The organism is Actinomadura flavalba DSM 45200 (genome assembly GCF_000374305.1).
Classification (GTDB): domain Bacteria; phylum Actinomycetota; class Actinomycetes; order Streptosporangiales; family Streptosporangiaceae; genus Spirillospora; species Spirillospora flavalba.
This window is the reverse complement of record NZ_KB894108.1, coordinates 1-25536: the sequence shown is the minus strand read 5'-3', so window position 1 is coordinate 25536 and position 25536 is coordinate 1. Positions and strand designations below refer to the sequence as shown.

At 74.7% G+C, this 25536-nt stretch carries 30 protein-coding genes; 21 read left to right on the top strand and 9 right to left on the bottom strand.

What is annotated here, in order from left to right; translation table 11 throughout:
* Positions 1-37: 37 nt before the first annotated feature.
* From C229_RS0128675 to C229_RS0128660, 4 genes are all read left to right on the top strand, one after another.
* Positions 38-1090, top strand: a complete 1053-nt coding sequence (locus C229_RS0128675) for a polyprenyl synthetase family protein (RefSeq protein ID WP_018658563.1) — start codon at positions 38-40, stop codon at positions 1088-1090.
* An 85-nt stretch (positions 1091-1175) separates the two neighbouring features.
* Positions 1176-1718, top strand: coding sequence for a carboxymuconolactone decarboxylase family protein (locus C229_RS0128670; protein ID WP_018658562.1), 543 nt, complete (start codon positions 1176-1178; stop codon positions 1716-1718).
* Positions 1715-3832: a beta-glucosidase family protein gene (locus tag C229_RS0128665; protein WP_018658561.1), complete on the top strand. Its 2118-nt coding sequence runs from the start codon at positions 1715-1717 to the stop codon at positions 3830-3832. The genes C229_RS0128670 and C229_RS0128665 overlap by 4 nt, the downstream gene beginning before the upstream one ends.
* 101 nt (positions 3833-3933) lie before the next feature.
* A complete protein-coding gene (locus C229_RS0128660) occupies positions 3934-4827 on the top strand; it encodes a protein kinase domain-containing protein (RefSeq protein WP_026314249.1) in 894 nt (297 codons plus the stop codon).
* A 4-nt stretch (positions 4828-4831) separates the two neighbouring features.
* Here the strand turns inward: C229_RS0128660 and C229_RS35945 are convergent, their stop codons facing one another.
* The 4 genes from C229_RS35945 to C229_RS0128640 form a co-directional block, all read right to left on the bottom strand.
* Positions 4832-4963 (bottom strand): hypothetical protein, encoded by a 132-nt coding sequence (locus C229_RS35945; protein ID WP_018658560.1) that lies wholly within the window; start codon positions 4961-4963, stop codon positions 4832-4834.
* A gap of 23 nt (positions 4964-4986) precedes the next feature.
* Entirely contained in the window at positions 4987-5664 is a 678-nt protein-coding gene (thiE, locus tag C229_RS0128650; protein ID WP_018658559.1) for a thiamine phosphate synthase, read from the bottom strand.
* 83 nt (positions 5665-5747) lie between these two features.
* Positions 5748-6131: an Rv2175c family DNA-binding protein gene (locus C229_RS0128645; protein ID WP_018658558.1), complete on the bottom strand. Its 384-nt coding sequence runs from the start codon at positions 6129-6131 to the stop codon at positions 5748-5750.
* Between the two features lie 71 nt (positions 6132-6202).
* The gene (locus C229_RS0128640; protein ID WP_018658557.1) at positions 6203-7405 is read right to left on the bottom strand and encodes an NAD(P)/FAD-dependent oxidoreductase; all 1203 of its coding nucleotides are present in this window, start codon (positions 7403-7405) and stop codon (positions 6203-6205) included.
* A gap of 155 nt (positions 7406-7560) precedes the next feature.
* Between C229_RS0128640 and thiO the strand changes: the two genes are divergently transcribed.
* The 6 genes from thiO (at position 7561) to C229_RS0128610 (ending at position 13752) form a co-directional block, all read left to right on the top strand.
* Complete coding sequence (gene thiO / locus C229_RS0128635) at positions 7561-8673, top strand: glycine oxidase ThiO (protein WP_018658556.1); 1113 nt, start codon at positions 7561-7563, stop codon at positions 8671-8673.
* Positions 8674-8685: 12 nt separating this feature from the next.
* A complete protein-coding gene (thiS, locus tag C229_RS0128630; protein WP_026314247.1) occupies positions 8686-8886 on the top strand; it encodes a sulfur carrier protein ThiS in 201 nt (66 codons plus the stop codon).
* A gap of 4 nt (positions 8887-8890) precedes the next feature.
* Positions 8891-9697: a thiazole synthase gene (locus C229_RS0128625; protein WP_018658554.1), complete on the top strand. Its 807-nt coding sequence runs from the start codon at positions 8891-8893 to the stop codon at positions 9695-9697.
* Positions 9698-9885: 188 nt separating this feature from the next.
* Positions 9886-10875, top strand: coding sequence for a DMT family transporter (locus tag C229_RS0128620; protein WP_018658553.1), 990 nt, complete (start codon positions 9886-9888; stop codon positions 10873-10875).
* A 10-nt stretch (positions 10876-10885) separates the two neighbouring features.
* Positions 10886-12799 (top strand): Stk1 family PASTA domain-containing Ser/Thr kinase, encoded by a 1914-nt coding sequence (gene pknB, locus C229_RS0128615; protein WP_018658552.1) that lies wholly within the window; start codon positions 10886-10888, stop codon positions 12797-12799.
* 95 nt (positions 12800-12894) lie between these two features.
* Positions 12895-13752: a deoxyribonuclease IV gene (locus C229_RS0128610; protein ID WP_026314246.1), complete on the top strand. Its 858-nt coding sequence runs from the start codon at positions 12895-12897 to the stop codon at positions 13750-13752.
* Positions 13753-14701: 949 nt separating this feature from the next.
* Here C229_RS0128610 and C229_RS0128605 read toward each other — a convergent pair.
* The 3 genes from C229_RS0128605 to C229_RS0128595 all read right to left on the bottom strand — a co-directional run bounded on the left by C229_RS0128605 (position 14702) and on the right by C229_RS0128595 (position 17473).
* A complete protein-coding gene (locus tag C229_RS0128605) occupies positions 14702-15532 on the bottom strand; it encodes a LytR/AlgR family response regulator transcription factor (RefSeq protein ID WP_018658550.1) in 831 nt (276 codons plus the stop codon).
* A complete protein-coding gene (locus C229_RS0128600; protein WP_018658549.1) occupies positions 15529-16764 on the bottom strand; it encodes a histidine kinase in 1236 nt (411 codons plus the stop codon). The genes C229_RS0128605 and C229_RS0128600 overlap by 4 nt, the downstream gene beginning before the upstream one ends.
* A 61-nt stretch (positions 16765-16825) precedes the next feature.
* Entirely contained in the window at positions 16826-17473 is a 648-nt protein-coding gene (locus tag C229_RS0128595) for a molybdopterin-dependent oxidoreductase (protein WP_018658548.1), read from the bottom strand.
* A 299-nt stretch (positions 17474-17772) separates the two neighbouring features.
* Between C229_RS0128595 and aroF the strand changes: the two genes are divergently transcribed.
* From aroF to C229_RS32185, 11 genes are all read left to right on the top strand, one after another.
* Positions 17773-18813, top strand: a complete 1041-nt coding sequence (gene aroF / locus C229_RS0128590) for a 3-deoxy-7-phosphoheptulonate synthase (protein WP_018658547.1) — start codon at positions 17773-17775, stop codon at positions 18811-18813.
* A gap of 247 nt (positions 18814-19060) precedes the next feature.
* Positions 19061-20020 (top strand): DMT family transporter, encoded by a 960-nt coding sequence (locus tag C229_RS0128585; protein WP_018658546.1) that lies wholly within the window; start codon positions 19061-19063, stop codon positions 20018-20020.
* A gap of 225 nt (positions 20021-20245) precedes the next feature.
* Positions 20246-21160, top strand: a complete 915-nt coding sequence (locus tag C229_RS32195; RefSeq protein WP_169513881.1) for a tyrosine-type recombinase/integrase — start codon at positions 20246-20248, stop codon at positions 21158-21160.
* 60 nt (positions 21161-21220) lie between these two features.
* Entirely contained in the window at positions 21221-21814 is a 594-nt protein-coding gene (locus tag C229_RS0128575; protein ID WP_018658488.1) for a hypothetical protein, read from the top strand.
* Complete coding sequence (locus C229_RS0128570) at positions 21811-22266, top strand: hypothetical protein (RefSeq protein ID WP_155885105.1); 456 nt, start codon at positions 21811-21813, stop codon at positions 22264-22266. The genes C229_RS0128575 and C229_RS0128570 overlap by 4 nt, the downstream gene beginning before the upstream one ends.
* Entirely contained in the window at positions 22259-22384 is a 126-nt protein-coding gene (locus C229_RS35940; protein WP_018658490.1) for a hypothetical protein, read from the top strand. The genes C229_RS0128570 and C229_RS35940 overlap by 8 nt, the downstream gene beginning before the upstream one ends.
* A 27-nt stretch (positions 22385-22411) precedes the next feature.
* The gene (locus C229_RS0128560; RefSeq protein ID WP_018658491.1) at positions 22412-23101 is read left to right on the top strand and encodes a SpoIIE family protein phosphatase; all 690 of its coding nucleotides are present in this window, start codon (positions 22412-22414) and stop codon (positions 23099-23101) included.
* Between the two features lie 11 nt (positions 23102-23112).
* Positions 23113-23400: a hypothetical protein gene (locus C229_RS0128555; RefSeq protein ID WP_018658492.1), complete on the top strand. Its 288-nt coding sequence runs from the start codon at positions 23113-23115 to the stop codon at positions 23398-23400.
* Entirely contained in the window at positions 23397-23666 is a 270-nt protein-coding gene (locus C229_RS32190) for a hypothetical protein (protein WP_018658493.1), read from the top strand. The genes C229_RS0128555 and C229_RS32190 overlap by 4 nt, the downstream gene beginning before the upstream one ends.
* Before the next feature lie 83 nt (positions 23667-23749).
* A complete protein-coding gene (locus tag C229_RS0128545; protein ID WP_018658494.1) occupies positions 23750-24388 on the top strand; it encodes a ParA family protein in 639 nt (212 codons plus the stop codon).
* Positions 24385-24813, top strand: coding sequence for a hypothetical protein (locus C229_RS32185; RefSeq protein WP_018658543.1), 429 nt, complete (start codon positions 24385-24387; stop codon positions 24811-24813). Before C229_RS0128545 ends, C229_RS32185 begins: the two co-directional genes overlap by 4 nt.
* Before the next feature lie 189 nt (positions 24814-25002).
* Here C229_RS32185 and C229_RS33915 read toward each other — a convergent pair whose 3' ends face one another.
* Both C229_RS33915 and C229_RS34800 read right to left on the bottom strand, forming a co-directional pair.
* Positions 25003-25203: a DUF397 domain-containing protein gene (locus tag C229_RS33915; RefSeq protein WP_081640061.1), complete on the bottom strand. Its 201-nt coding sequence runs from the start codon at positions 25201-25203 to the stop codon at positions 25003-25005.
* 26 nt (positions 25204-25229) lie between these two features.
* A partial coding sequence (locus C229_RS34800; protein ID WP_018658542.1) for a Scr1 family TA system antitoxin-like transcriptional regulator occupies positions 25230-25536 on the bottom strand: 307 nt, incomplete at its 5' end.

The following is a 25536-nucleotide window of genomic DNA, read 5'->3' as shown; positions in this document are numbered from 1 at the left end:
TTGTGAGTGCCGTGTCTGGTCTGGATACGATCACGTCATGTCGCTGATCCGTATCCGCAAACAGGTGGACGACGCGCTGACCGCTTTCGTCGAACGGCAGCGTCCCGTCCTGTGGGCGATCAGCGAGGACGTCACGCCGCTCATGGAGGCGCTGGAGGCGCTTCTGTCGGGCGGCAAACGGCTGCGCCCGGCCTTCTGCTACTGGGGCTGGCGGGCGGCCGGCGGCGGCGCCGACGAGCCCGGGTTGATCGACGCCGCCGCGTCCCTGGAGCTGCTCCAGGCGAGCGCGCTCGTGCACGACGACGTCATGGACTCCAGCGACACCCGGCGCGGGCTGCCCTCGGCGCACCGCCGCTTCGAGGCGATGGCCGCCGGGCAGGGCTGGGCGGCGGGCGAGGCGTTCGGGCTCGGCGCGGCGATCCTGCTCGGTGACCTGTGCCTGTCGTGGTCGGGCGAGATGTTCGAGACGAGCGGGCTCGGCGCCGAGCGGCTGGCGCGCGGCAGGCGCGTCTACGACCTGATGCGCACCGAGGTGATGTTCGGCCAGTACCTGGACCTGCTCGCGGGCGCGCGCGGCGGCGCGACGGTCGAGCAGGCGCTGCGCGTCGTCGAGTACAAGGCCGCCAAGTACACGATCGAGCGCCCGCTGCACCTGGGCGCGGCGCTGGCCGGGGCCGACCCCGACGTCGCCACCGCCCTCACCGGCTACGGCCTGCCGGTCGGGGTCGCCTTCCAGCTCCGCGACGACGTGCTCGGCGTCTTCGGCGATCCGGAGGTCACGGGCAAGCCCGCCGGGGACGACCTGCGCGAGGGCAAGCGCACGGTGCTGGTCGCGCTGACGCTGGAGCGCGCCGGTGCGGCGCGGGCGGCGACGTTGAACCGGCTCTTGGGCGACCCGGAGCTGGACGCCGCGGGCGTGGCGGAGCTGCGCGGCATCATCACCGACAGCGGCGGCCTGGCGGCGTGCGAGGCGCTGATCGACGGGTACGCGGCCGAGGCGACGGCGGCGCTGGACGCGGCGCCGATCGCGGCGGACGCGCACGCGGCGCTGGCGGACCTGGCGGTGGCGGCGATCACGCGGCGCGCGTGAGCCGCCGACCGCAGAATTGACACAAACCGGCCAATTAGCGCCGATGGGGTAGCACTCTCCCACCATTTGGTGGCAGAAAGAACCCATGTCCGCCGAGCAGCCCATCCCAGCGCGCATCCCACCCCTCCCGGAGGCCGAGTGGGACGACTTCCTCCAGGCCGTCGCCTCCTCCACCGGCAAACTCCACGTGTTCTCCACCCTGGGCCGCCATCCGGCGCTGTTCCAGGCGTGGATCGGGTTCGCGTCCCAGCTCCTCATGCGGGGGTCGCTGAGCGCCCGCGACCGTGAGCTGGCGATCCTGCGCACCGCCCACCTCCGCGCCTGCGCCTACGAGTGGTCGCACCACCGGAGTCTCGCGCTCGACGCGGGGCTGACCGACGAGCACCTGGCGGCGCTGCGCGAACCCCTGGACGCGTACCCGTGGGACGCGGCCGACCGCGTCGTCCTCACCACCACCGACGAGCTGCACGCGACCGGCACCGTGGGCGACGCGACATGGGCGGCGATCACCGGCCGGTTCTCCGACACCGAGGCCATCGAGCTGATCATGCTGATCGGCAACTACCAGATGACGGCGTTCACGCTGAACGCGCTGCGGGTCCAGGACGAGACGGGCGAGCACCCGTGAGCGTCCGCGCCTGGCTGGCGGCGGCCGGCGCGGCGGCGTCGGTGCTGGCCCTCGCGGCCGTGCCCGCGCAGTCCGCGCCGGGCCGCTGCGGCGATCCCGCGCAGCGGCCGTGGTGCGACCCGCGCCGCTCCCCCGAGGACCGCGCGGCGCTCGTCCTGGCGAAGATGACCGAGGACGAAAAGATCGCGCTGCTGTCCGCCGACGACCCGCTGGGCGGCCCGCTCGGCGGGTACGTCGAGACGGCGCACGCCGACACCAACGGGGGCATCGAACGGCTCGGCGTCCCGCCGCTGTACATGGCCGACGGCCCGGCGGGCGTCCGGCAGGGCCGGGCGACGGCGCTGCCCGCGCCGATCGCGCTGGCCGCCGGGTTCGACCCGGCCGCCGCCGCCCGCTACGGCGGCACGGTCGCGTGGGAGGCGCGGCACCGGGGCAACGACGTGATCTTCGGCCCGTCGGTGGACGTGCTGCGCACGCCGCGCAACGGCCGCGCGTTCGAGGGGTTCGGCGAGGACCCGTACCTGTCGGCCGGGCTCGGCGCGGCCTGGGTCCGGGAGGCGCAGCGGCAGGGCGTGCTGGCGTCGGTGAAGCACCTGGCCGTCTATACGCAGGAGACCGACCGCCTGCAACTGGACATGAAGGTCGATCCGCGCACGTTGCGGGAGATCTACCTGCCGCCGTTCGAGGCGGCGGTCAAGGACGGCGGCGCGGCCGTCGTCATGTGCGGGTTCGGGAAGCTGAACGGACGCTGGGCGTGCCAGGACGGGTCCGTGCTGAACGGCGTGCTGCGCGGCGAGTGGGGCTTCGGCGGCATCGTCGCGTCCGACCACTTCGCGGCCAAGGACGGGGCGGACGCCGCCAACGGCGGGCTGGACCTGGAACTGCCGATCGGGATGCGGTACAACGCCTGGACGCTGAAGCGGGCCGTCGCGGAGAAGAGGGTCACGCAGGTGACGATCGACGGCCACGCCCGCGCGGTCCTGCGCACGATGTTCCGGCACGGCGTGTTCGACCGCCCCGCCCACGCCAACGACCTGACCCGCGTGGACCGGTCCGCGAGCGAGACCGCCGCCCGGGAGCTGGCCGAGGGCGGCATCACGCTGCTGAAGAACGCCGGGGGCGCGCTGCCGCTGGCGAACCCGCGCTCGGTGGCGCTCATCGGGCGGGGCGCCGACCAGGTCCCGGCCGGGCACGGCTCGGCGAAGGTCGAGCCGTTCGCGTCCGTGTCGCCGCGTCAGGGCATCGCGGCCCGCGCGAAGGGCGCCTCCGTCTCCTACACCGACGGCTGGAACCACGGCGCCGCCGCCGACGCCGCCCGCAAGGCCGACGTCGCGATCGTGTTCGTCACCGACTCGACCGGCGAGTTCATGGACAGGTCGTGCCTGACGCTGCGCTGCGGCGACCCCGTCCGGGGCGACCAGGACGGCCTCGTCTCGGCCGTGGCGAGGGCGAACCCGAACACGATCGTCGTGCTGGAGACCGGCGGCCCGGTGCTGATGCCGTGGGCGGACGAGGTGAAGGGCATCGTGGCGGCCTGGTACCCGGGTCAGCAGGCCGGGCAGGCGCTCGCGCGCGTGCTGTACGGCGACGCCGACCCCGGCGGGCGGCTGCCGGTGACGTTCCCCGTCCGCGAGCAGGACGTCCCCGCCGTGCCGGGCGAGGGCAAGACCGCGACGTTCAGCGAAGGCGTGCTCGTCGGCTACCGGCACTACGACGCGAAGGGGATCGCGCCCAGGTACCCGTTCGGGCACGGGCTGTCGTACACGACGTTCCGCTACGGCGGGCTGGCCGTCCGGCCGGACGGCGTGCAGGTCACGGTCACCAACACCGGGACGCGGCCGGGGTACGCGGTGCCGCAGCTCTACCTCGGGCTGCCGTCGTCGGCGGCGGTGCCGCAACCGCCGCGCCAGCTCCGGGGATACCGGAAGGTGGCGCTGGCTCCCGGGCAGAGCACGCGGGTGACGTTCCCGTTGACGACGCGGTCGCTCAGCCACTGGGACGTGCGCGCGAACGCGTGGAAGGTCGCGCCCGGCTGCTACCGGGTCGGCGTCGGCGCGTCCTCGCGGAACCTGCCGCTGACCGGGGCGTTCGCGGTGGGCGGGGGTGCCTGCTGACCGACGCGCGAAGCGATTCCGGCAACGGGCTGCCGGAATCGCCAGATTCCCGATAGAACTAAGGCAATCTTCGTCCGCCCCCCGCCGAGTCGGAGCCCCCCTTGTCCTCACGCACGTCCGTGCGCCCCGCGCCGCGCCTCGTCCTGCCGGTCCCCTCCCGGCTGGGCGAGCACACCGTCCTGGAGCGCCTCGGCGCCGACTACCTGGCCCGCGACGCCGACGGCGGGCTCGTCGTCCTCTCGGTGCTGCCGTGGGTGCGAGGGCCGCGCTCGCGGGCCGTCGCGCAGGCGCGGCTGGAGGCCGCCGCGCAGGCGTCGTCCAGGCACCTGGCGCGCGTCGTGCACAGCGACGTCGGCGGCGACAAGCCCCACGTCGTCGGTGAGTACGTGGACGGGCCGTCGCTGCGCGACGTCGTCGGCGCCGACGGCCCGCTGCCCGCCGCCGAACTCGCCGCGACCGCGCGGCGCACCGCCGCCGCCCTCGCCGCCCTGCACCGCGCCGGTACCACGCACGGCGCGTTCGAGCCGGGCCGCGTCCTGTACCCGCGCGGCGGCGCGAAGGTGACCGGCGCCGGGACCGCCGACCCGGACGCGCGGGAGGTCGCGCACCCCGCCTACCAGGCGCCCGAGCACATCGAGGACGAGCCCGTCGGCGCCCCCGCCGACGTGTGGGCGTGGGCGGCGACGCTCGTCTACGCCGCCACCGGCCACCCGCCGTTCGGCTTCGGCGCCGGGGACGTGCTCGCCCGCCGGATCACCTCCCGGCCGCCCGACCTCGGCGACCTGGACGGCCCGCTGCGCGACCTGCTGCTGCGGTGCCTGGACAAGGACCCCGAGGCGCGGCCCACCACGTCCCGGCTCGTCCGGGTGCTGCGCGACGAGGCGCCGCACGAGGAGCGCACCGGCCCGCGCCGCATCCCCCGGTACCGGTGGCGGATGATGGTCGCGCTCGGCGGCGTCGTCGGCGCCGGGTTCGGCGTCGGGATCGTCTGGTAGCCCGCTACCAGTGCGGCGGGCGCTCGGCGAGCAGGCGCTCGTCGTCGTCCGGCTCGCGCCACTCGCCCCAGCCGACGTCGGTGTCGTCGCGGGTCTGCTCGTCCTCGTCCGTGCGGTCGTCGTCAGGTCCGGTCATACGACCATTGTCGGTGATGGGGATCAGTCCTGCGCCGGGGGCAGCGCGGCGGCCAGCGCCGCCGCTGCGGCGCGCGGGTCGGCGGCCTCGGTGATCGCGCGGACGACGACGACGCGGCGCGCGCCGGTGGCCAGGACGTCGGGCAGGTTCGCGGCGTCGATGCCGCCGATGGCGAACCACGGCCGGGTCTGCGGCGTCCCGGCGACCGCGCGGAGCAGGCCGGGGCCGGGCGCCGCGCGGCCGGGCTTGGTCGGCGTCGGCCAGACGGGGCCCGCGCAGAAGTAGTCGACGCCGGGTTCGGCGGCGGCGGCCGCGGCCTGGCCCGGGTCGTGGGTGGAGCGGCCGATGAGGACGTCCGGCCCGACGATGGCGCGGGCCGCCGGAACGGGCAGGTCGTCCTGGCCGAGGTGCAGGACGTCGGCGCCGACCGCGTGCGCGACGTCGGCGCGGTCGTTGACGGCCAGCAGCGCGCCGTGCCGGTCGCACGCCGCCCGGAACGTCTCCAGGTACGCGATCTCCTGCCGGGCCTCCAGGCCCTTCTGGCGGAGCTGCACGACGTCCACCCCGCCCGCCAGGGCCGCGTCGAGGAAGGCGGGCAGGTCGCCCCGCGCCTCGCGCGCGTCGGTGCACAGGTAGAGGCGGGCGCGGGCCAGGCGCGCGCGCAGCGCGACCGCGCGGTCGGAGGGCAGGTGGCGGGTCACGCGGGGCCTTTCAGCGGGAACACGAGGGCGGGGCCGCGCGCCGACGCGCACGGCCCCGCGCAGTGTACGGGTGTGGGAAGGGGCTAGAAGGCCAGCGCCTGGGCGCGGCGGCGGACCTCCGTGCCCCGGTTCTCGGCGAGGGCCTGCACGGGCGTGCCGGGCAGGGTGTCGTCGGCGGTGAAGAGCCAGCGCAGGGTCTCGACGTCGTCGAATCCGGCGTCGGAGAGCAGGTTCAGGGTGCCGGACAGGCCCTTGATGACCTGGCCGTCACCGACGAAGTCGGCGGGGACCTCCGGCTTGCCGCCGCGCCGCACGGCGAGCAGCTTGCGCTCGCTGAGGAGCTGCCGGACGCGGTTGGGCTTGATCCCGAGCCGCTCGGCGGTCTCCTCCAGGGAGAGCCAGGTGCCGATGAGGCCGTCGGTCTGCGGGTCGAGAGCGCTGTCAACGGTTGCGTGCGTCTGCGTCACGCCCCCTTGCTACCACGCCTGAGAAGCGCGCAAACCCAGCGCGGGGGCCCGAACGATCTTCGCAAGGTAGATCATTTCAGGACGGCTTCCCGGACCGGCACGGCGGGATCGGCCAGAGCGGCCGCGTCCACGGGGGTTCCGGACGCCATGACCCGTTTCGCCTGGACGAGATCGCGCGGCCGGTCGACGGTGAGGATCGCGTCGAGCCGGTCCCCGGTGAGCCACGCCACCGACCAGGACGGCCCGCCCGGATCGCCCCGGTCGATCCGGCGGGAGCCCGCGTCGTGCAGCCCCGCGTACTGGACCATCCGCCCGAACTGCTCGGACCAGAAGTACGGGACGGCGTCGTAGGCGGCGTCCTGCCCGAGCAGCGTCGCGGCGGCCGTGTCGGGCGCGTTGAGCGCGGTGTCCCAGTGCTCGACGAGCAGGCGGCGGCCGTACCGGCCCGACCACCACGCCGCGCAGTCCCCCACGGCGACGATGTCGGAGCGGGCCGCGCCGCCGATCGAGACGCGGAGCGCCGCGTCCGTGACGACGCCGCGCTCGACGTCCACGCCCGACCCGTCCAGCCACCCGGTCGAGGGCCGCACGCCGACGCCGGTCAGGACCACGTCGGCGTCGATCCGGCCGCCGTCCGCGAGCGCGAGCCCGCCCGGTCCGACGGCCGCGACCGTGACGCCGGTCCGCAGTTCGACGCCCGCCTCGGCGTACCAGGCGGCGGTGCGCGCGCCGACCTCCGGCCCGAGGACGGACGCCAGCGGCGTGTCCCCGGCCTCCACGACCGTCACCGCGCAGCCCTTCGTCGCGGCGGCCGTCGCGACCTCGGCGCCGATCCAGCCCGCGCCGACGATGACGACCCGCGCCCCGGGCACCAGCCCGGCGCGCAGCGCGCGGGCGTCCTCGATGGTGCGCAGCACGTGCTGGCGGCCGTCGCCGGGCAGCGTGACCGGGGCGGCGCCGGTGGCGATGACCAGGCCGTCGAACGGCAGCGCGCCGCCGTCGGTGGCGAGCGTGCCGCCGCCGTCCGGGGACGGCGTGAGCCCGGTGGCGCGGACGCCGAGCAGCGCCTCGCAGCGCAGCGCGCCGAAGTCGGCGGCCACGGTGGTGTCGTCGGTGTCCCCCGCGAGGACCGCCTTGGACAGCGGCGGCCGGTCGTAGGGCCGGTGCGGCTCCCCCGCCACCAGTGTCAGCGCCCCCTCGAACCCCCTGGCGCGCAGGGCCTCCACGGCCCGCACCCCGGCGAGCCCACCGCCCACGACGATCACCCGTTCCATGAGCGCACCCTAGCCGGACGGCGTCCGGGCGCCCGCCGGGACGTAGGCTTGAAGCGGACAAAGCACGGGAGTCTGGTGAAACCGGGCTGAGAGGGTGGCTGGGGAGCCGCCGACCGTCGAACCTGATCCGGATCATGCCGGCGAAGGGAGCGCGCATGGAGATCGTCGTCATCGGGGCCGGGATCATCGGCCTCGCCACCGCCTGGCGGACCGCCGCGCGCGGCGCGGCCGTCACGCTGGTCGACCCCGACCCGTGCGGCGGCGCCACCGCCGTCGCGGCCGGGATGCTCGCGCCCGTGGGCGAGCTGGCGTACGGCGAAGAGGAACTGCTGCGGCTCGGGCTGGAGTCGCGCGGCCGCTACCCGGACTTCGTCGCCGAACTGGAGGAACAGACGGGCCTGAACGCCGGGTACCACGGCGCGGGCCTCGTCCAGGTCGCCTACGACGCCGACGACTTCGCACAGCTCACCGAGCTGCGCACCTTCCAGGAATCGCTCGGCATCCCCGTCGTCGCCCTCACCGGCCGCGAGGCGCGCGAACTGGAACCGATGCTGGCGCCGGGCGTGCGCGGCGGCCTGTTCGCCGCCGACGACGGCTCGGTCGACCCCCGGCTGCTGGCCCCGGCGCTGCTGGCCGCCGCCGAGAAGCTCGGGGCGCGCGTCGTCCGGCGGCGCGCCGCCGAGGTGATCGTCACCGGCGGCCGGGCGGCGGGCGTCCGCCTCGACGACGGCACGGAACTGTCCGCCGACCGGGTGCTGCTGGCCGCCGGGGCGTGGTCCGGCGACGTCGGCGGGCTGCCGCCCGGCACGCTGCCGCCCGTCCGGCCCGTCAAGGGACAGGTGCTGCGGCTGCGGGCGCGCGGCCCGTTCCTCACCCGCACCGTGCGCGGGCTGGTGCGCGGCTCGCACGTGTACCTGGTGCCGCGCGCCGACGGCGAGATCGTCGTCGGCGCCACCCAGGAGGAGCTGGGCTTCGACGACCGCGTCACCGCCGGCGGCCTCTGGGAGCTGCTGCGCGACGCCCGCGACCTGGTGCCGGGCGTGACCGAGCTGGAGTTCGCCGAGGTGCGCGCGGGCCTCCGTCCCGGATCGCCCGACAACGCCCCCGTCATGGGGGCCGCCGAGGGCGTGCCGGGGCTCGTCCTGGCGACCGGCCACTTCCGGAACGGCGTCCTGCTCGCCCCGGTCAGCGCCGACGTGCTGACCGCCGCGCTGCTCGACGGGACCGTTCCGGACGTCGGCGTCCCGTTCCTGCCGTCCCGATTCTGAGGGGTGACGTACGTGAAGGTGATCGTGAACGGCGAGCCGCGCGAGGTGCCCGAGGGCGCCAGCGTGGCCGACGTCGTCGGCGCCGTGAGCCCGGCGGCGTCGGGCGTCGCGGCGGCGCTCAACGACGAGGTGGTGCGGCGGTCCGCGTGGGCCGCGACGCCGCTGCGCGACGCGGACCGCGTCGAGGTGCTGACGGCGGTCCAGGGAGGGTGAACGCATGAGTGACGACCGGCTGGTGATCGCGGGCGAGGAGTTCGGCTCGCGACTGATCATGGGCACCGGCGGGGCGCCGAGCCTCCAGGTGCTCGCCGAGGCGCTGACCGCGTCCGGCACGGAGCTGACGACGGTCGCGATGCGTCGCGTCGACCCCGCCGCGCGCGGCTCGGTGCTCGACGTGCTGCGCGACTGCGGGGTGCGGGTGCTGCCGAACACGGCGGGCTGCTTCACGGCGGGCGAGGCGGTGCTGACCGCCCGGCTGGCGCGCGAGGCCCTGGGCACGCCGTGGGTGAAGCTGGAGGTCATCGCGGACGAGCGCACCCTGCTGCCCGACCCGGTCGAGCTGCTGGACGCCGCCGAACGGCTCGTCGCCGACGGGTTCGTCGTGCTGCCCTACACCAACGACGACCCGGTGCTGGCGCGGCGGCTGGAGCAGGCGGGCTGCGCGGCCGTCATGCCGCTCGGCTCCCCCATCGGCTCGGGCCTCGGCATCCGCAACCCGCACAACATCGAGCTGATCGTCGAGAGCGCGGGCGTCCCGGTCGTCCTGGACGCGGGCATCGGCACCGCGAGCGACGCGGCCCTGGCCATGGAACTCGGCTGCGACGCCGTCCTGCTCGCCACCGCCGTCACCCGCGCGCAGCGCCCGGCGACGATGGCCACCGCCATGCGCCACGCCGTCGAGTCCGGCCGCCTGGCCCGCCTGGCGGGCCGCATCCCCCGCCGCCACCTCGCCCAGGCGAGCTCTCCTGGCCGCGCTCTGCCTGTTGGCCGCGCCTCCGCGCGGCCGGGGTCAGGGCCTCTTTAGCATCGCCTCGGGAGCAAGATCACCCGCCGCTGCGCGGCGGGTGATCTTGCTCCCGAGGCGATGCGGCCCTGACCCGTGTGGTTCGCGTGTATACGGCCGTGCGGGTCTTGATCGTTCAGCGCCGCTAAAGGGTTGAGTCGACAAGAAGTCGCTGGACCCTGGCGACCCGCGCGAGCAGGGTTGATCGCATGAGTTCACGCCTGTCCCCCGAGCGTCTGGCCGTCGTCGCGGCGACCGTCACCGTCGTGCTGTGGGCGTCCGCGTTCGTGGCGATCCGGCAGGCGGGCGCCGAGTACTCGGCGGGCGCGCTGGCGCTCGGGCGGATGCTCGTCGCCTCGGCCGTCCTCGGCCTGTACTGCCTCGTCCGGCGGGAGAAATTGCCGCCCCGCGCCGCGTGGCCCGCGATCGCCGTGGCGGGCGTGCTCTGGTACGCGGTCTACATGGTCGCGCTGAACTGGGGCGAGCAGCAGGTGGACGCCGGAACGGCCGCGCTCGTCGTCAACGTCGGGCCGATCCTCATGGCGCTGCTCGGCGGCTGGCTGCTCAAGGAGGGGTTCCCGCCCCGCCTGTTCGCCGGGATGGCCGTCGCGTTCGCCGGGGCCGCCGTCGTCGGCCTGTCGATGTCGGGCGACGGGCACGCGCCGCTGCTCGGCGTCCTGGCGTGCCTGCTGTCGGCCGCGACGTGGGCGACGTCCGTCGTGGTCCAGAAGCCCGCGCTGCGGTACGCCTCGCCGCTCCAGGTGACGACGTGGGGCGCGACGATCGGCGCGGTCGCGCTGCTGCCGTTCACGCCGTCGCTGGTGTCCGGCGTGCGGGAGGCGTCGTTCACGGCGACCGCCAACGTCGTGTACCTCGGCGTGTTCCCCACCGCCGTCGCGTTCACCACCTGGTCGTACGCGCTGGCCCGCACGTCCGCCGGGAAGATGGGCGCGACGACCTACGCCTCGCCCGCCATCGTCGTCCTGCTGTCGTGGCTGTTCCTGCGCGAGGTGCCCGGCTGGGTGACGCTGCTCGGCGGCGTGCTGTGCCTGGCCGGCGTGGCCGTGACGCGCAGCCGTCCCCGCCGCGCGGCCGAGGTCCCCGCCGGAACCGGTCCGGAGGTCGGGGACGGCGTCACACAGCGGAGCGATATCGCTTCATCCTCCCGGCCGATGGGCTCCACGCGGAATCGCCCGTAAACTCACTTCGATGGACACGACGGTTGCGGACCCACTCGTCGGGCGCGTGCTCGACGGGCGGTACCGCGTGGAGTCCCGCGTCGCGCGGGGCGGCATGGCCACGGTCTACGTGGCCCGCGACATCCGGCTCGACCGGGTCGTCGCGCTCAAGGTCATGCACGCGCACCTGGCCGCCGACGACGACTTCGTCCGCCGCTTCATCGGTGAGGCCAAGGCCGCCGCCGCGCTCTCCCACCCCAACGTCGTCGCCGTGTACGACCAGCGCACCGACGGCGAGCACGCGTTCCTCGTCATGGAGTACGTGCGCGGCCGCACCCTGCGCGACCTGCTCGACGAGCAGGGCCGCATCGGTCCGCGCGCCGCGCTCGGGCTGCTCCAGCCGATGCTGGCGGCGCTCGGCGCCGCCCACCGGGCGGGGCTCGTACACCGCGACATCAAGCCGGAGAACGTCCTCATCGCCGCCGACGGGCAGGTGAAGGTCGCCGACTTCGGGCTGGCGCGCGCCGAGACCGCGTCGAAGATGACCCGCACCGGCATGATCATCGGCACGGTCGGGTATCTGGCGCCCGAGCAGGTGCTGTCCGGGCACGCCGACGTCCGCTCCGACGTGTACGCGGCGGGCGTCCTGCTGTTCGAGCTGCTGACCGGGCGGCTGCCCTACGAGGGCGACACCCCGCTGGCCGTCGCCTACAAGCACGCCAACGAGACCGTCCCGGCGCCGTCGGCGTTCACGCCCGGCCTGCCCGCGTCCGTCGACGCGCTCGTCGCGCGCGCCACCGCCCGCGACGCCGACGCCCGCTACTCCGACGCGAACGCGTTCCTGGCCGCCGCCGCCGAGGTGCACGGCGGCCTGTCCCCCGACTTCGACCGGCGGCTGGCCGAGTCCGCCCGGCACGACGCCACGTCCGTGCTCCAGGCGCCGCCGCCGAACCGCACGGCCGTCCTCGACGCCCGCTCCGCGCGCGGTCCCGAGCCGCCGCCCGAGCGCCCGGCGGGCGGCGCGCTGTCCGCGCTCACCGGCCGGTACGCGCTGATCGCGCTCGGCGTCGTCGCGGCGGTCGTGCTCGGCTGGGCCGTCTGGTACCAGGTCTCCGGGCAGTACGACCACGTCCCCGAGAAGATCATCGGGATGGAGGCCGCCGCCGCGCAGCGGGCGCTGACCGATGCCGGGCTGAACGTCCGGCGCGGCCCGCAGATCTTCAACGACCGGGTCGACCGGGGCGAGGTCGCCGCGACCGACCCCGCGCCCGGCGCGCGCGTCTCGCAGGGCGCCACCGTCACGATCCAGATCTCCAAGGGCCGGGTGCCGCGCGAGATCCCCGACGTGAAGGGCAAGTCCGAGGCCGACGCGCGCAGCGAACTGGAACGGCGCGGGTTCGAGGTCGGTGACGTCACCTCGGTCCCGTCCCAGACGGTCGCCAAGGGCGAGGCGCTGCGCACCAAGCCCGCCGCCGGTGAGGAGCACTCCCCCGACCGCCCGGTCGACCTCGTGCTCAGCAGCGGCATGTCCGTCCCCGACCTGACCGGCCGCCCCACCAAGGACGCCCAGGACCAGCTCACCTCGCTCGGCCTCAAGGTCGACACGCAGGAGCGCGAGACCGAGGGCAAACCCGCCGGAACCGTCGTCGACCAGGACCCCGAGCCCGGCACGGGCGTGTCCCGGGGTGACAAGGTGACGCTGTTCGTCACCCCGCGCGACTGCCTCATCGGCCAGTTCTTCTGCTCCGACGGCGGATCGGAACAGGGCAGCCAGATCCCGGTGCCGTCGGTGGTGGCGCTCACGTTCGACGAGGCGCGCCGCTCGATCGAGGCGTCCGGCTTCCGCGTCAAGATCGGCAGCCGCGTCGGCAACCACGTCCTCGGCCAGAACCCCCTCCCCCGCACCCAGGCCCCCCGCAACAGCGAGATCACCATCTGGGGCTGAATTTGCTCTTGCCGCGCCTTCGGCACGTGACTCTCGGGGCGGCGGCGGCATGGCCCTGACCAGTGGGTTCGGCCAGCAACTAGGCTCGTTGGCCTATGACGACTACGTTGAGCCCCGTCGGGGGGCATGTGCCGGTGGCCGGGGGGCTGGCCACCGGCGGGTTGAAGTACGCGGCCGAGATCGGCGCCGAGACGATCCAGGTGTTCACCTCGAACCCGCGCGGGTGGGCGCTGCCCGAAGGCAAGCCCGCCGAGGACGCCAGGCTGCGCGAACGCGACGACGTGCCGGTGTTCGTGCACGCGCCGTACCTGGTGAACTTCGGGTCACCGAACGCCGAGACGGTCGCCAAGTCCGTCGCCACCGTGCGGCACGCGCTGTCGCGCGGGCACGCGATCGGGGCGCGGGGCGTCGTCGTGCACACCGGGTCGGCGGTCAGCCAGCCGTACGACGCCGCGATGGACCAGGTCCGCGAGCACGTGCTGCCGCTGCTGGACGAGATCCCCGAGGACGGCCCGCGCCTCCTGTGGGAGCCGATGGCCGGGCAGGGCAAGATGCTGGCCGCCAAGGTCGGTGACCTGGGCGCGTTCTTCGAGCGCCTCGACCACCACGCCAAGCTCGGCGTCTGCCTGGACACCTGCCACGCCTTCGCCGCCGGGCACGACCTGGCCGCCGACGGCGGCGTCACCGACATGATCGGTGAGCTGGTCGCGGCGGTGGGCCCGGGCCGCCTCGACCTCGTCCACGCCAACGACTCCAAGGACGCCTGCGGCTCCTTCAAGGACCGCCACGAGAACATCGGCGCGGGCCACATCGGCACCGACGCGTTCGCCGAACTCCTGCACCATCCCGAGGTGGCAGGCGTCCCATTCGTCATCGAAACGCCGGGCCCCGGCTCAACCCCACACGCCACCGACATCACAACCCTCAAGAAACTCCGAGACACACCCCACTAGCCCCGCCCACGCCACCCACGAGCCCCGACGCACCCCGCGACCCGGCACGGCACACATCGGCACGAAGCACGACGGACGGCGAGGCGCGCGGCGCAGCGCATGGCGGGCTCGGGGCGCGGCGCACGGCTCGGGGCACGGCGCAGCGCGGGGCGCGGGGCGCGGGGCGCACACGGCGCGGCACGGCGCGCGGCGCGGCGCGGCGCACGAAGCGGCACGAAGCGGCACGAAGCGGCACGGCGCACGGCGTGGCGCACGGCGCGGCGCGGAGCGGCGCAGGGCGGGACGCGGGGCGGGCGGGGCACAGCGCGGCGCACGGCGCAGCGCGGAGCGGCTCAGGGCGGGGCACGGCGAGGCGCGAGGCGCGGCGCACGAAGCGACGCGGGGCACGGCGCAGCGCGGGGCGCGGGGCACGCGCGGCGGCGCGGGGCACGCGCGGTGGGGCGCGGCACGAGGCGCGGCACGGCGCGAGGCGCGGGGCGGGGCGCGGGGCGGGGCGCGGGGCGGGGCGCGGGGCGAGGCGCGGGGCGAGGCGCGGGGCGAGGCGCGGGGCGAGGCGCGGGGCGAGGCGCGGGGCGAGGCGCGGGGCGAGGCGCGGGGCGAGGTACGGCGCGGGGGGGGCGGGGCGGGGGAAGAAAAGGGTCCGGGTATCGCTGAACAACCCCCCGACTGCTCAGCGATACCCGGACCACGGTCGCCGCATCCCACCCCCCCGGTACGGGATGCGGTGACTGATCCCGGTGCGATCGCTCGCACCGTGGATCTCCAGTGTTGTCCTGTGGGGCGCCACCTCAGCCACGGGGATGTTCTGGCGCCACTGAGAACACTAGAGGGAGATGAGTACCGTCCGGCACTCAGAAAACACAAGGCTCGGTAAACGGTCAGTAGTCAGCGATATACGCACGGTGATCGTGCGACGAGCGGACGGTCCGGCGCGACGAACGGCGCGTCCTCACCGCGCGGCGTCCTGCCGGAACCCCCGGACGAGCAGGTCGCGCACGGCGCGGGTGTGCCGGCGGCTCACCGGCAGCAGCGCCGGGCCCACCTGCACGGCCGCGCGGCCCCCGTCGAACCGCAGCTCGCTGATGTGCGCGAGCGACACCAGCGTGCTGCGGTGGATGCGCACGAACCCCGCGCCCTCCCAGCGTCGCTCCAGCGCCGCCAGCGGCATCCGCACCAGGTAGCGGCCGTCGGCCGTGTGCAGCCGGACGTAGTCGCCGTGCGCCTCGACGTACGCGACCGAGCGCCGCGAGACCAGCTTGGTCCGGCCGCCCAGCTCCACCGGGACGGTCTCGTCCTCCTCCTCGGCGGGCGCCGCCGCCGCGGGCCGCTCGGCGCGGCCGATGGCGCCCGCCACGCGGCGCACCGCCTCGGCCAGCCGCTCGGGGCGCAGCGGTTTGAGCAGGTAGTCGGCCGCGCCCAGCTCGAACGCGGCGACCGCGCCGTCCTCGTGCGCGGTCACGAACACCACCTGCGGCGGCGCCGCGAACCCGGCCAGCAGGCGGCTGAAGTCGAGCCCGGACAGGCCGGGCATCCGGACGTCCAGGAAGATCGCGTCGAGCCGTTCGCCCGCCGCCAGCAGCGTCGACAGGTCGCGCAGCGCCGCCGCGGGCTCGCTCGCGCCGGTCACCTCGCCGACGCGCGGGTCACGGCGCAGCAGGTACGTCAGCTCGGCCAGCGCGGGGGCCTCGTCGTCGACGGCCATGACGCGCAACATGCGCCGGGCCTGCACCGGACCGGACGGGTCCGCCGACGGCTCCGGGGAGATCGCGCCGCGCGTCACGACCGTCCCCCCGCCGGGCGCGGCCGGTGCTTGGGCACCCGCAGCCGGACCCGCGTCCCCGCGCCGCGCTCGCTGTCCACGACGAGCCCGAACTCCTCCCCGTAGACCTGCCGCAGCCGCTCGTCCACGTTGGCCAGGCCGATGCCGCGCCGGCCGCCGTCCACGGCCCCGGCCAGGATGCCGCGCAGCCGTTCGGGGTCGATGCCGACGCCGTCGTCGCGGACGCTGATCGCGGCCTCGGTGCCGTCGTCGCGGGCCTCGACGGCGATGTGGAACGGCCCCGACGAGCCCGCCATGCCGTGCCGGATCGCGTTCTCCACGAGCGGTTGCAGCGACAGGAACGGCACCTCGACCGGCAGCACCTCCGGCGCCACCTCGACCGTGAAGTGCAGCCGCTCCCCGAACCGGGCCCGCTCCAGCAGCAGGTAGCGGTCGATGGAGCGCAGTTCGTCGGCGAGCGTGGTGAAGTCGCGCGGGTTGCGGAACGAGTAGCGGGCGAAGTCGGCGAAGTCGACCAGCAGGTCGCGGGCCCGCTCGGGGTCGGTCCGGACGAACGACGCGATCGCCGTCAGCGAGTTGTAGACGAAGTGCGGCGAGATCTGCGCGCGCAGCGCCCGCAGCTCGGCCTCGGCCGCGCGGGTCCGGGCCCGGTCCAGCTCGGCCAGTTCGAGCTGGCCGCCGAGGAACGCGGCGGCCTCGGCGACGGCCCGCAACCGCGCCTGGGACAGTTCGTGCCCGTATACGGCCAGCGTCGCGGCGACGCGGCCGTCCACGGCGATCGGGACGATGACGCCGACGTTGACGCGGCAGCCGCGCACGTCGCAGCCGAGCAGTTCGGGCGGCAGCACGCGCGGGCGGCCCGTGGCCAGCACGGGCCCGGCGTCGGCCGGGGCGTGCCGGGCGTGCGGGTGCGCGGCGGTGCCCTCCCACGCGAGCAGCCGGGCGCCCGCCTCCCCGGCGGGGGGCTCGCGGCGCGGGCCGTCGTCGTCGCGTCCCACGGCGCCCGCCGCGACCAGCGCGACCGCCTCCGCGCCGAGCAGCGCGCGCAGGTGCCGGACCGCGCGGCGCGCCGTCTCGGGCGTCAGCCCGGTGCGCAGCTCGGGGGCGGCCCGCGCGACGGCGTGCAGGGCCGCGAACACGCCCTCCTCGGTGCGGGCGCCGGACCGGCGCCGCGTACGCGGCCACCGGCGCGGCGACCGGGCGCCGGGGTGGGAGACGGAGGGTTCGGTCATGACGACTCACCGTAAACCGGCGGCCGGGGAAGTGAGAGAGTTTCGCGGTAAAGAGGCCGATTCAGAGGGGCGGGGCTTCGCCCGGGTCCTCCTGGTACGAGTACCGCTGCTCCCGCCACGCCTCACCGACGTTGTGGTAGCCGCGCTCCTCCCAGAAGCCGCGCCGGTCACCGATCATGTACTCGACGGCCCGCACCCACTTGACGCTCTTCCACGCGTACAGGTGCGGGACGACGATGCGGACGGGGAAGCCGTGGTCGGCGGTGAGGCGCTCCCCGCCGCGATGGGTGGCCAGCAGCGTCCCGGCGGCGAGGAAGTCGGCCAGCCGCAGGTTCGCGCTGTAGCCGTAGTCGGCCCACACCATGACGTGCGTGACGTCCGGATGCGGCGGCGCCAGCTCGGCCAGCGCCGCGCACGCGACGCCCGCCCAGCGGTTGCCGGGCAGGGAGAACTTGGTGACGCAGTGGAAGTCGGCGACGGTCTCGGTCACCGGCAGCTCCTGGAACGCCTCCCAGTCCCAGCGGTACTCGCCGCCGTCCGCCGTCATGCCGATGACGCGCAGGTCCCAGTCCTTCGGGCGGAACTTGGGCACCGGCCCGTAGTGCAGCACCGGCCAGCCGCGCGGAACGTACTGGCCGGGCGGCAGCACCGCGTCGGACGGGCGGTCCGAGGGCTCGTCGGCTGCGGGGGTCTGCGCGGAGGAGGCCATGACGCGGCCATCCTGCCACCCGGCGTGAGCTGAGCCATATCCGGCCCCCGGTCCGGACCACGGCCGTCATGGGCTACGCTGTGCCGCATGCGCAACCTCGTCTATCTGTTTTGGTACGGCCAGCCCGGGCGGCTGGTCTGCCAGACGTTGCGCTGACAGACCACGAGTGAGAGCCCCGGGCCCGGCGCCCGGGGCTTTCGCCTTTTCTCCGGGGTCCGTGGCCGGGGTCCAGCCCACCCAGCGAGCACACGAGCCCGCGGGCGCCGCACGGCGCCCGCACCCACGAGGGAGAAGCACACATGGTCGTCGTCATGGCCCCGGAGGCCACCGCCGCCGATGTCCAGCGGGTCGTCGGACTGGTCGAGGCCGCCGGCGGCGCGGCGTTCGTCAGCCGCGGCGTGGAACGCACCATCGTCGGCCTGGTCGGCGACGTCCAGCAGTTCGGCACGCTGAACCTGCGCGGGCAGCACGGGGTGTCCGACGTCGTGCGGATCTCGGCGCCCTACAAGCTCGTCAGCCGCGAGAACCACGCCGAGCGGTCGGTCGTGCGGGTCGGCGGGGTGCCGATCGGGCCCGGGACGATGACGCTGATCGCCGGGCCGTGCGCGGTCGAGACGCCCGAGCAGACGCTGGCGGCCGCGCAGATGGCGCAGGCGGCGGGCGCGTCGCTGCTGCGCGGCGGGGCGTTCAAGCCGCGCACGTCGCCGTACGCCTTCCAGGGCCTCGGCGAGGCCGGTCTGAAGATCCTCGCCGACGTGCGGGCCGAGACCGGCATGCCGGTCGTGACCGAGGTGGTGGACGCGGCCGACGTCGAACTGGTCGCGTCCTACGCCGACATGCTCCAGATCGGCACCCGGAACGCGCAGAACTTCGCGCTGCTCCAGGCGGCGGGCGAGTCCGGCAAGCCGGTCATGCTCAAGCGCGGGATGAACGGCACGATCGAGGAGTGGCTGATGGCCGCCGAGTACGTCGCGCAGCGCGGCAACCTCGACATCGTGCTGTGCGAGCGCGGCATCCGCACGTTCGAGAAGGCGACCCGCAACACCCTCGACATCTCGGCGGTCCCGGTGGCGCAGCGCCTCGGCCACCTGCCGGTGATCGTCGACCCGTCGCACTCGGGCGGCAGCCGCGACCTCGTCCTGCCGCTGACCCGGGCCGCCATCGCGGTCGGCGCCGACGGCGTCATCATCGACGTCCACCCCCACCCCGAGACGGCGCTGTGCGACGGCCCGCAGGCGCTCGTCAACGGCGACCTGCGCGAGCTGGCCAAGGTCTGCCGCACCCTGCCCGGCGTGGTCGGCCGCACGCTGGCCGCCGCCGACGACGCCGTCCCGGCCTGACGTCCGCCGCGGACGCCCACGTCCCGGCGTGGGCGTCCGCTATCCTCCCTGCATGGACTACTGGACGCCGAACTGCGGACCGCCCCGCTCCTAGCCGGGGCGTGGTGAGCTTCTTCCGCTGAGTCCTGCGACCCGGCGCCGTGCGCGCCCGTCGCTCCTCTGCTGCGCCTCGGACACGGATCAGTTCGTCATCGTCCGTGTCGTCCGCCGTCGTCGGCGGACGAGGATCGCATCCAGGAGTTTCCTCGTGTCCGAAAGCACTGTCGCGCGCCCCGTCACGCGCGCCGCGAACACCTCGCCGTCCCCGCGATCGGGCGGGACGGCCGCCATCCTCACCGCCGCGTGCCTGTGGGGCACCGCCGGGCCCGTGTCCACGCTCGCCGGAGGGTCGTCGGTCGCGGTGTCGTCCGCGCGGATCGTCGTCGGCGGGCTGCTGCTGCTCGTCCTCGCGCTCGCGACCGCGCGGGCGCCGCTCGCCGCGCTGCTGCGGCGGGGCCGGCGGGGCGTGGCCGTCGTCGCCGTCGGCGTCGGGTGCGCCGCCGCGTACCAGACGGCCTACTACGCCGCCGTCGGGCGGACCGGCGTCGCCGTCGCGACCGTCGTGTCGCTCGGCAGCGCGCCCGCGTTCGCGGGGCTGATCGTGCGGCGCGGGCTCGGCGGGCGGTGGCTCACCGCCACCGGCGGCGCCGTGGCGGGCTGCGCGCTGCTCGTCGGCGGCGGCGCCGACGCGGGCGCCGAGCCCGGCGGCGTGCTGCTCGCGCTGCTCAGCGGGTTCGTCTACACCGTCTACACGGTGATCACCGCGCGGCTGATCGCCGCCGGGGTCGACGACCGCGCCGTCACCGGCGCGCTGTTCGGCGGCGCCGCGCTCGTGCTGCTGCCCGTCCTGGCCGTGTCGGGGACGGCGTGGGCGGCGTCCGGGACCGGCCTCGCCGTCACCCTCTACCTCGGCGTCGTCACGATCGCGGCCGCCTACCGGCTGTTCGCGCGCGGCCTGCGCACCACCACGGCGGCGACCGCCACCACCCTCACCCTCGCCGAACCGGCCGTCGCCGCCCTGATCGGCCTCACCCTCCTAGGCGAACACCTCGGCGCCCCGGCCGTCGCGGGCCTCGCCCTGCTCACCGCGAGCCTCGTCCTCCTCGCCCTCCCCCGCCGCCGCCCGCGCGGGTACCCGGCAGGCCCGGATACCCGCACCGCGGGGTAACGAATTGGTCTTTATCCACCCCTTCTACGCGTTTCGACGGGCGCGGACGTGGGATCGCGCGCCCGCGCGTGCAGCGGGATCGGTCCAGATTCAAGGGCTTGATTCGCCGGTGGCGGTGGCCGCATGATCTGCCCAAGCAGCTGCTCGGCTGGCCTCCCGGGAAGCCCCGACCCCGGGACCAGCACCCGCCCCCGTCATGACACCGCGCGTACGGGAGCACGCAGCATGACTCAGCACGGGCACACCTGGTATGGCAACGACGCCGCGTTGGTGCAGGAGTACACCGCCTGGATGCGGCTCGAAGGCAACGCCGACAGCACCATTCACAACTACCGCAACCAGATCATCCGGCTCGACCGCTGGCTCCAGGAGCAGCAGGGCGAGCAGCGACTGGGCCTGATGGACGTCGACGGCCCCACGTTCGTCACGTGGCGTGCCAGCCTCACGATCGCCGACGTCACCATCACGACCTACGTCGCCTACCTGCGCAGCTTCTACAGCTGGGCCGTCAAGGCCGGACACCTCGCCGAGAACCCCGCGCTCGGCGTGCCGCTGCCTCGGCTGCCGCGTCGGCTGCCTCGGCCCATCGCCGACGATCGGCTCGAACACGCCATCGACTGCGCGCCGCCTCGTATCCGGCCCTGGCTGGTGCTGGCCGGATACGTCGGCCTCCGCTGCTGCGAGATCTCGGTGCTGCGCCGCCGCGACGTCTACGACACCTCACCGCAGCCGTTCATCCACATCACCGGCAAGGGCCAGCACGAACGTCAGGTCGCCCTGAGCGACTACGTCCTGGCCGAGCTGGAGGAAACCCTCCGCACCCGCCGCCTCTGGCTCTTCCCGCGACTCGACGGCTCCAACGGCCACGTCTCCCGCAACAGGGTCAGCTACCTGGGCAACCAGCACCTGCACCGCTGCGGTGTTGTGGAGACGATGCACCAGCTCCGGCACCGGTTCGCCACGGCCGTCTACGCGGTCGACCGCGACCTGCGGCTCACCCAGGAGCTGCTCGGCCATCAGGACCCCTCCACCACCGCGCGGTACACCGCGATCGGCGACACCGCCGCCAGCGCTGCCGTCGCGGCGATCCAGCCCGGTCGCCGCCTCCGCGCCGTCCGCCGCCGCCGCAAGAGCAGCTGACCCACCACCGGGCCCGCCTGCGGGCGGGCCCGGCGCCCCTTCCCCGTACCTGGAGTCCAGATGCGCCTGCTCGCCAGTGATCACTATTTCCGCACGCGGCCGTTCGCCGAGCACGACAAGGAGTGCTCGCGCGTCGGCACCTCCCTGTGGGAGGTCTCGCAGCACGAGCAGCTGCGGCTGCGAGTCGCCGAACGCGGCGGCAACTACACCGAGACGACCACCCGGTACCTGTGCCGGGAGTGCGGCGTAGCGTGCCTGGTCCGCACGGACAGCCGCCCGGACGAGACCACGCTGACCACCACGGCCGCCATGGGGTACGGGTCGCCGCCGGTCCGCCAGCACGGGGTGTGGCTGCACCCCGGGCCGCTGCCGGCCTACCGCCCCGGCGACGGCCCGGACCTGTACTACCTCACCGAGCACCAGGACGCACCGCGCACGCCCGCCGCGGTCCTCGGGCTGGTGTGCCACCACCGCACCCAGCGCGGGGCGCTGCGGTGGAGCGCTGGCGTCGGCCTCACCTCCGACACCTACTCCGTCCGCCGCAACGCGGGCGACACCACGTTCCCCTCGCGGGGGGCCGCGGTGCGGTGGGTGGTGGCCGAGGCCGCCGCCGACCGCGCCCTGGCCGTCAAGGCCGCCGAGGCGTTCCGGTGACCGCGAACGCCTCGGCGCCGGGCCTCGCGGCGTGCCCGTCGTGGTGCCGATTGCCGAACGGACACGACTCCGGCCTCCGCACGCTGCGCGTCCATCGGGTCCTGGTCACGGACGGCAACGACGGCGGCGAGTACCTGGAGGTCAGTGTGTTCCAGGTCGTCACGGCGGGCGAGGCGATGGCGCCGAAGCTCCACCTCGTCCGTGACGGGCAGGCCAACCCGTTCCAGATCACCCGCCCGACCGAGGCACGGCTGCTGGCGTACACCCTCCAGCGCAACGCCCCGGCCTGGCTGACGGACGGCCTTCTGGCGGCGGCCGATGTGCTGGCCGAGGCCCGCGGTGACCAGCCGAGCTTCATGTGCCCGCGCTGCTGCCGTGACTCGTACCACCCCGACGACGTCGCGAACCGGTACTGCGGCGCCTGCCACACGTTCAACGCCGACCGTGCGTGACGAGACCCGCCGGATCATCCGGACGGCGGCCCGGCGCGCTGGCGACCTGGTCGTCGCGCACGCCGTGCTCGCCGCCGTGATCATCGCCAGCGACGCCGTCGGCTGGCTCCGGCACTGATCATCTACGACCGAGAGGAACGTCTGCATGACGAACATCGCCAGCGCGACGCGACGAGGCGTCCGCCCCCACAACGCCGACGCGGCGGCCTCGTTCACCGCCGCCGACGGCACGACCGCCGCCGTGGTGATCGACGGCATCGGCAACAGCGGCCACCTTGCGGACACGATGCGGCTGGTCGCAGCCGCGGTCGCGAGGGTGGCGGCGCAGCGCGGCGGCCTGGCCGGGCTGATGACCGGTCACCAGATGATCGCGTCCCCCGACGCTGATGGCTGGGCGCCGGACGGGGTCGCCGTCGTCGCGATCGACCACGGCGACGGCGACCCCGTGGACATCTACTGGATCGGGGACGCCGTCGCCTACGGTTGGGACGGCAAGGAGCTCGTGCAGGCCACCACCGTCCACACCATGGGCCAGTTCTTGCGCCACAACGGCGCCCCGCTCGAACTCGCCGCCGAACACGACAACTGGGTGCGCACGACCCTGCGGCGCGCGACGCCGGCGACGATCTGCCAGGCCGAGATCTCCGCCTGGCAGACCATCCTGCTCACCTCCGACGGCGTCCCCGACGGCCTGCCCGACGGCGCGTTCGAGCGGCTGCTGCGCGATCACGGCGACGGCGAGCCGCAGGCCCTAGCCGACGCGCTCGTCGCCGCCGTGGAACCGGACGCGGACGAGTACCGCGACGACGCCACCGTCATCGTCCTCACCCCCTGAACAGGAGTCCCATGGCCCCCAAGAGTGTGCGCCCGGTCCAGCTGCGGATGGTCGGCGACCCCGACGACGTCGCCGAGGTGAAGCGGCTGCTGGACCTGCTGCCCGCCCTGGCGCAGGGCCAGGTCGACGTCAACATCACCCAGCCGCCGAGGCCCTCGCGGAAGGTCGACGGCCAGGTGCTCCAGTACGGCGACGTCTACCTGCTTGCGGACCCGCCGACCACGACCGCCACGGCTGGCGAGCCCCGCCCGACGCCGCAGCGGCAGCTGCCCTCGGGCCGCCGCCGGAGGCTCACGTGACCGAGCAGGACCAGCGCTGCGAGATCTGCGACGACGACGCCGACACCTACACCTGCAGCTGGTGCGAGGGCAGCGGCGACCGGAACGAATACGGCGACGTCTGCGACGCCTGCGGCGGCCGCGGCGAGGTTACGCCCGACCACTGCTGCTACTGCGGCGGCAGCCCGTACTGCAACCGGTGCCACCAGTGCGGCGCCGAGTGCGCAGCCGACTGCAACCACCCGGCCATCATCCAGCTGGCCGACGGGCGTACGCACACCCTCTGAACGACACGGGCCCGGCGGCTGCGCGCCGCCGGGCCCGCCCGGAAACCCAGATCACCAGATCACAGACACGGAGAACCCTACACATGACCGAGTCCCACCGCCCGATCGTCATCACGCTCGGGATGCTCAAGGGCGGCAGCGGCAAGACCACGTCCGCCATGTTCATCGCGCTGCGCTACGCCCGGAGCGGGCGCCGCGTCGTCGTCCTGGACGCCGACCCGACCTCGCAGAGCGCGCACGACTGGGCCCGCCTGGCCGGTGACGCGCTGCCGGTCACGGTCGTCCGGCACACCTACGACGACATCGCCGACGAGATCGGCCGCCAGGCCCAGGCGCACGACGTCGTCGTGGTCGACGTCGGCGGCGGCGCCCCGCACCTGCTGGAGGCGGCCGCGTCGGTCTCCGACGTGCTGCTGATGCCGCTCGCGCCGGCGGCCGCCGACGCCCGCCGCGTCGCCGCGACCCTCGCGTCGGCCGAGCGCGGCGCCGCCCGCAACCGGCGCGGGCTGCTCGCCTACGTCGTCATCGTCCGGGCCGACGGCCGGTCGGCCGAGCCCGCCCGCTGGCGCGAGCAGATGCAGCGCGACGGGCACCCGCTCGTGGAGACCACCATCGGCGCCCGCGTCCTGTACTCCCGCGCCTACGGCACCGCGCCGTCCGACGTCGGCGAGTACGAGGCCCTGCTGGCCGAGGTCGAGCAGGACCTGGCGGTGAACGCGTGAGCGACCAGCCCCGCAAGGGCCGCCGCCTCGGCGCCCCGCCCACGCCGTCCACCGTGGACGACACCACCCCGCCCACCGCCCCGACCCAGCCGACGCCGACCGAGGCGTCCGGGGGAACGCTCGCCGTCGTGCCCGACGCGGCGGCCCCGGCCTCGCCCCCGCACGACCCGCCGCCGCCGGAGCACGGTCCGGTCCGAGCGTTCGGGTACCTGCCCCAGCCGACGCTCGCCGGGGCGACCGCGCCGGACGCGCGGGACGTGCTCCGGCCCATGGAGCGTGAGGAGACCGAGCAGATCAGCGTGCGGGTGCCCGCCGTGCTTAACCTGCGGCGGCGCAGCAGGCAGTACGCCGCGTTCAACGACGTCGAGCAGCGCGTCCAGATCGCCCTCGCCCTGGACGAGTGGCTGCGCGCGCGGGGCTTCTGATCAACTAGTTGGCTAGCTGGCCAGCTAGCCAACTAGTCAGATCGTGTCAGAAAACGCCCGCAAGAAAACCATCCCGGAAGGAACATTCGGGTCTTTGTGCCCTAGTACTTGCCTGCGGACAAGCTACGCTCGTGAGTGCAAAGTGGGAGGGCCCCGGCGGCAGCACCGCCGGGGCCCTTTGCGTGAGGGCTACAGGTCGTACGCGCCAGCGCGGATCGCCACGGCCGTCGCGCGCCAGGCGGACGCTCGCAGGAGGATGGGCGGGGCCGCTGGGCGCTTGGAGTCACGGATGGCCATGAGGGCGACGACCTGCGCCAGTTCGACGCAATTTTCGCCTGTGCCAGATCGCCGACTTTTGCGCCATTGGGCGCGTGATAGCTCATGCAGCATGAGCACTCCGTTCATCGCAAAGTGGGTTACGCGTTCGCCAGTCCGGCGAGCATCTCCCGGCTTGCGTCCGGGGACATCGCCGCACTCGCAACATCCGCGAGAGTAGCGCGGGCGCGACCCACCGCGTCGGCACTCTCCAGGTAGACCGGGCCGGCTTGGCCCTCGACGTGGGCGACGTCCAGCTCTGGGTCGTCATCATCGAACGTGAAGAGCGTCACGCTGCCATCCAGGCCGAGATGTCCGGGGTGTGAGAACGGGACGATCTGAATGGTGATGTGCGGCTGGCACGCCGCTGACCACAGCTCCGCGAGCTGACGGCGCATCGCCTCGGCG

Bases quoted from the DNA above. Each gene is read 5' to 3' on its own strand.
- C229_RS0128675 (WP_018658563.1), top strand. From the start codon at position 38: ATGTCGCTGATCCGTATCCGCAAACAGGTGGACGACGCGCTGACCGCT.
- C229_RS0128670 (WP_018658562.1), top strand. From the start codon at position 1,176: ATGTCCGCCGAGCAGCCCATCCCAGCGCGCATCCCACCCCTCCCGGAG.
- C229_RS35945 (WP_018658560.1), bottom strand. From the start codon at position 4,963: ATGACCGGACCTGACGACGACCGCACGGACGAGGACGAGCAGACCCGC.
- C229_RS0128640 (WP_018658557.1), bottom strand. From the start codon at position 7,405: ATGGAACGGGTGATCGTCGTGGGCGGTGGGCTCGCCGGGGTGCGGGCC.
- thiO (WP_018658556.1), top strand. From the start codon at position 7,561: ATGGAGATCGTCGTCATCGGGGCCGGGATCATCGGCCTCGCCACCGCC.
- C229_RS0128625 (WP_018658554.1), top strand. From the start codon at position 8,891: ATGAGTGACGACCGGCTGGTGATCGCGGGCGAGGAGTTCGGCTCGCGA.
- C229_RS0128620 (WP_018658553.1), top strand. From the start codon at position 9,886: ATGAGTTCACGCCTGTCCCCCGAGCGTCTGGCCGTCGTCGCGGCGACC.
- pknB (WP_018658552.1), top strand. From the start codon at position 10,886: ATGGACACGACGGTTGCGGACCCACTCGTCGGGCGCGTGCTCGACGGG.
- C229_RS0128610 (WP_026314246.1), top strand. From the start codon at position 12,895: ATGACGACTACGTTGAGCCCCGTCGGGGGGCATGTGCCGGTGGCCGGG.
- C229_RS0128600 (WP_018658549.1), bottom strand. From the start codon at position 16,764: ATGACCGAACCCTCCGTCTCCCACCCCGGCGCCCGGTCGCCGCGCCGG.
- C229_RS0128595 (WP_018658548.1), bottom strand. From the start codon at position 17,473: ATGGCCTCCTCCGCGCAGACCCCCGCAGCCGACGAGCCCTCGGACCGC.
- aroF (WP_018658547.1), top strand. From the start codon at position 17,773: ATGGTCGTCGTCATGGCCCCGGAGGCCACCGCCGCCGATGTCCAGCGG.
- C229_RS32195 (WP_169513881.1), top strand. From the start codon at position 20,246: ATGACTCAGCACGGGCACACCTGGTATGGCAACGACGCCGCGTTGGTG.
- C229_RS0128575 (WP_018658488.1), top strand. From the start codon at position 21,221: ATGCGCCTGCTCGCCAGTGATCACTATTTCCGCACGCGGCCGTTCGCC.
- C229_RS0128560 (WP_018658491.1), top strand. From the start codon at position 22,412: ATGACGAACATCGCCAGCGCGACGCGACGAGGCGTCCGCCCCCACAAC.
- C229_RS0128555 (WP_018658492.1), top strand. From the start codon at position 23,113: ATGGCCCCCAAGAGTGTGCGCCCGGTCCAGCTGCGGATGGTCGGCGAC.
- C229_RS0128545 (WP_018658494.1), top strand. From the start codon at position 23,750: ATGACCGAGTCCCACCGCCCGATCGTCATCACGCTCGGGATGCTCAAG.
- C229_RS33915 (WP_081640061.1), bottom strand. From the start codon at position 25,203: ATGCTGCATGAGCTATCACGCGCCCAATGGCGCAAAAGTCGGCGATCT.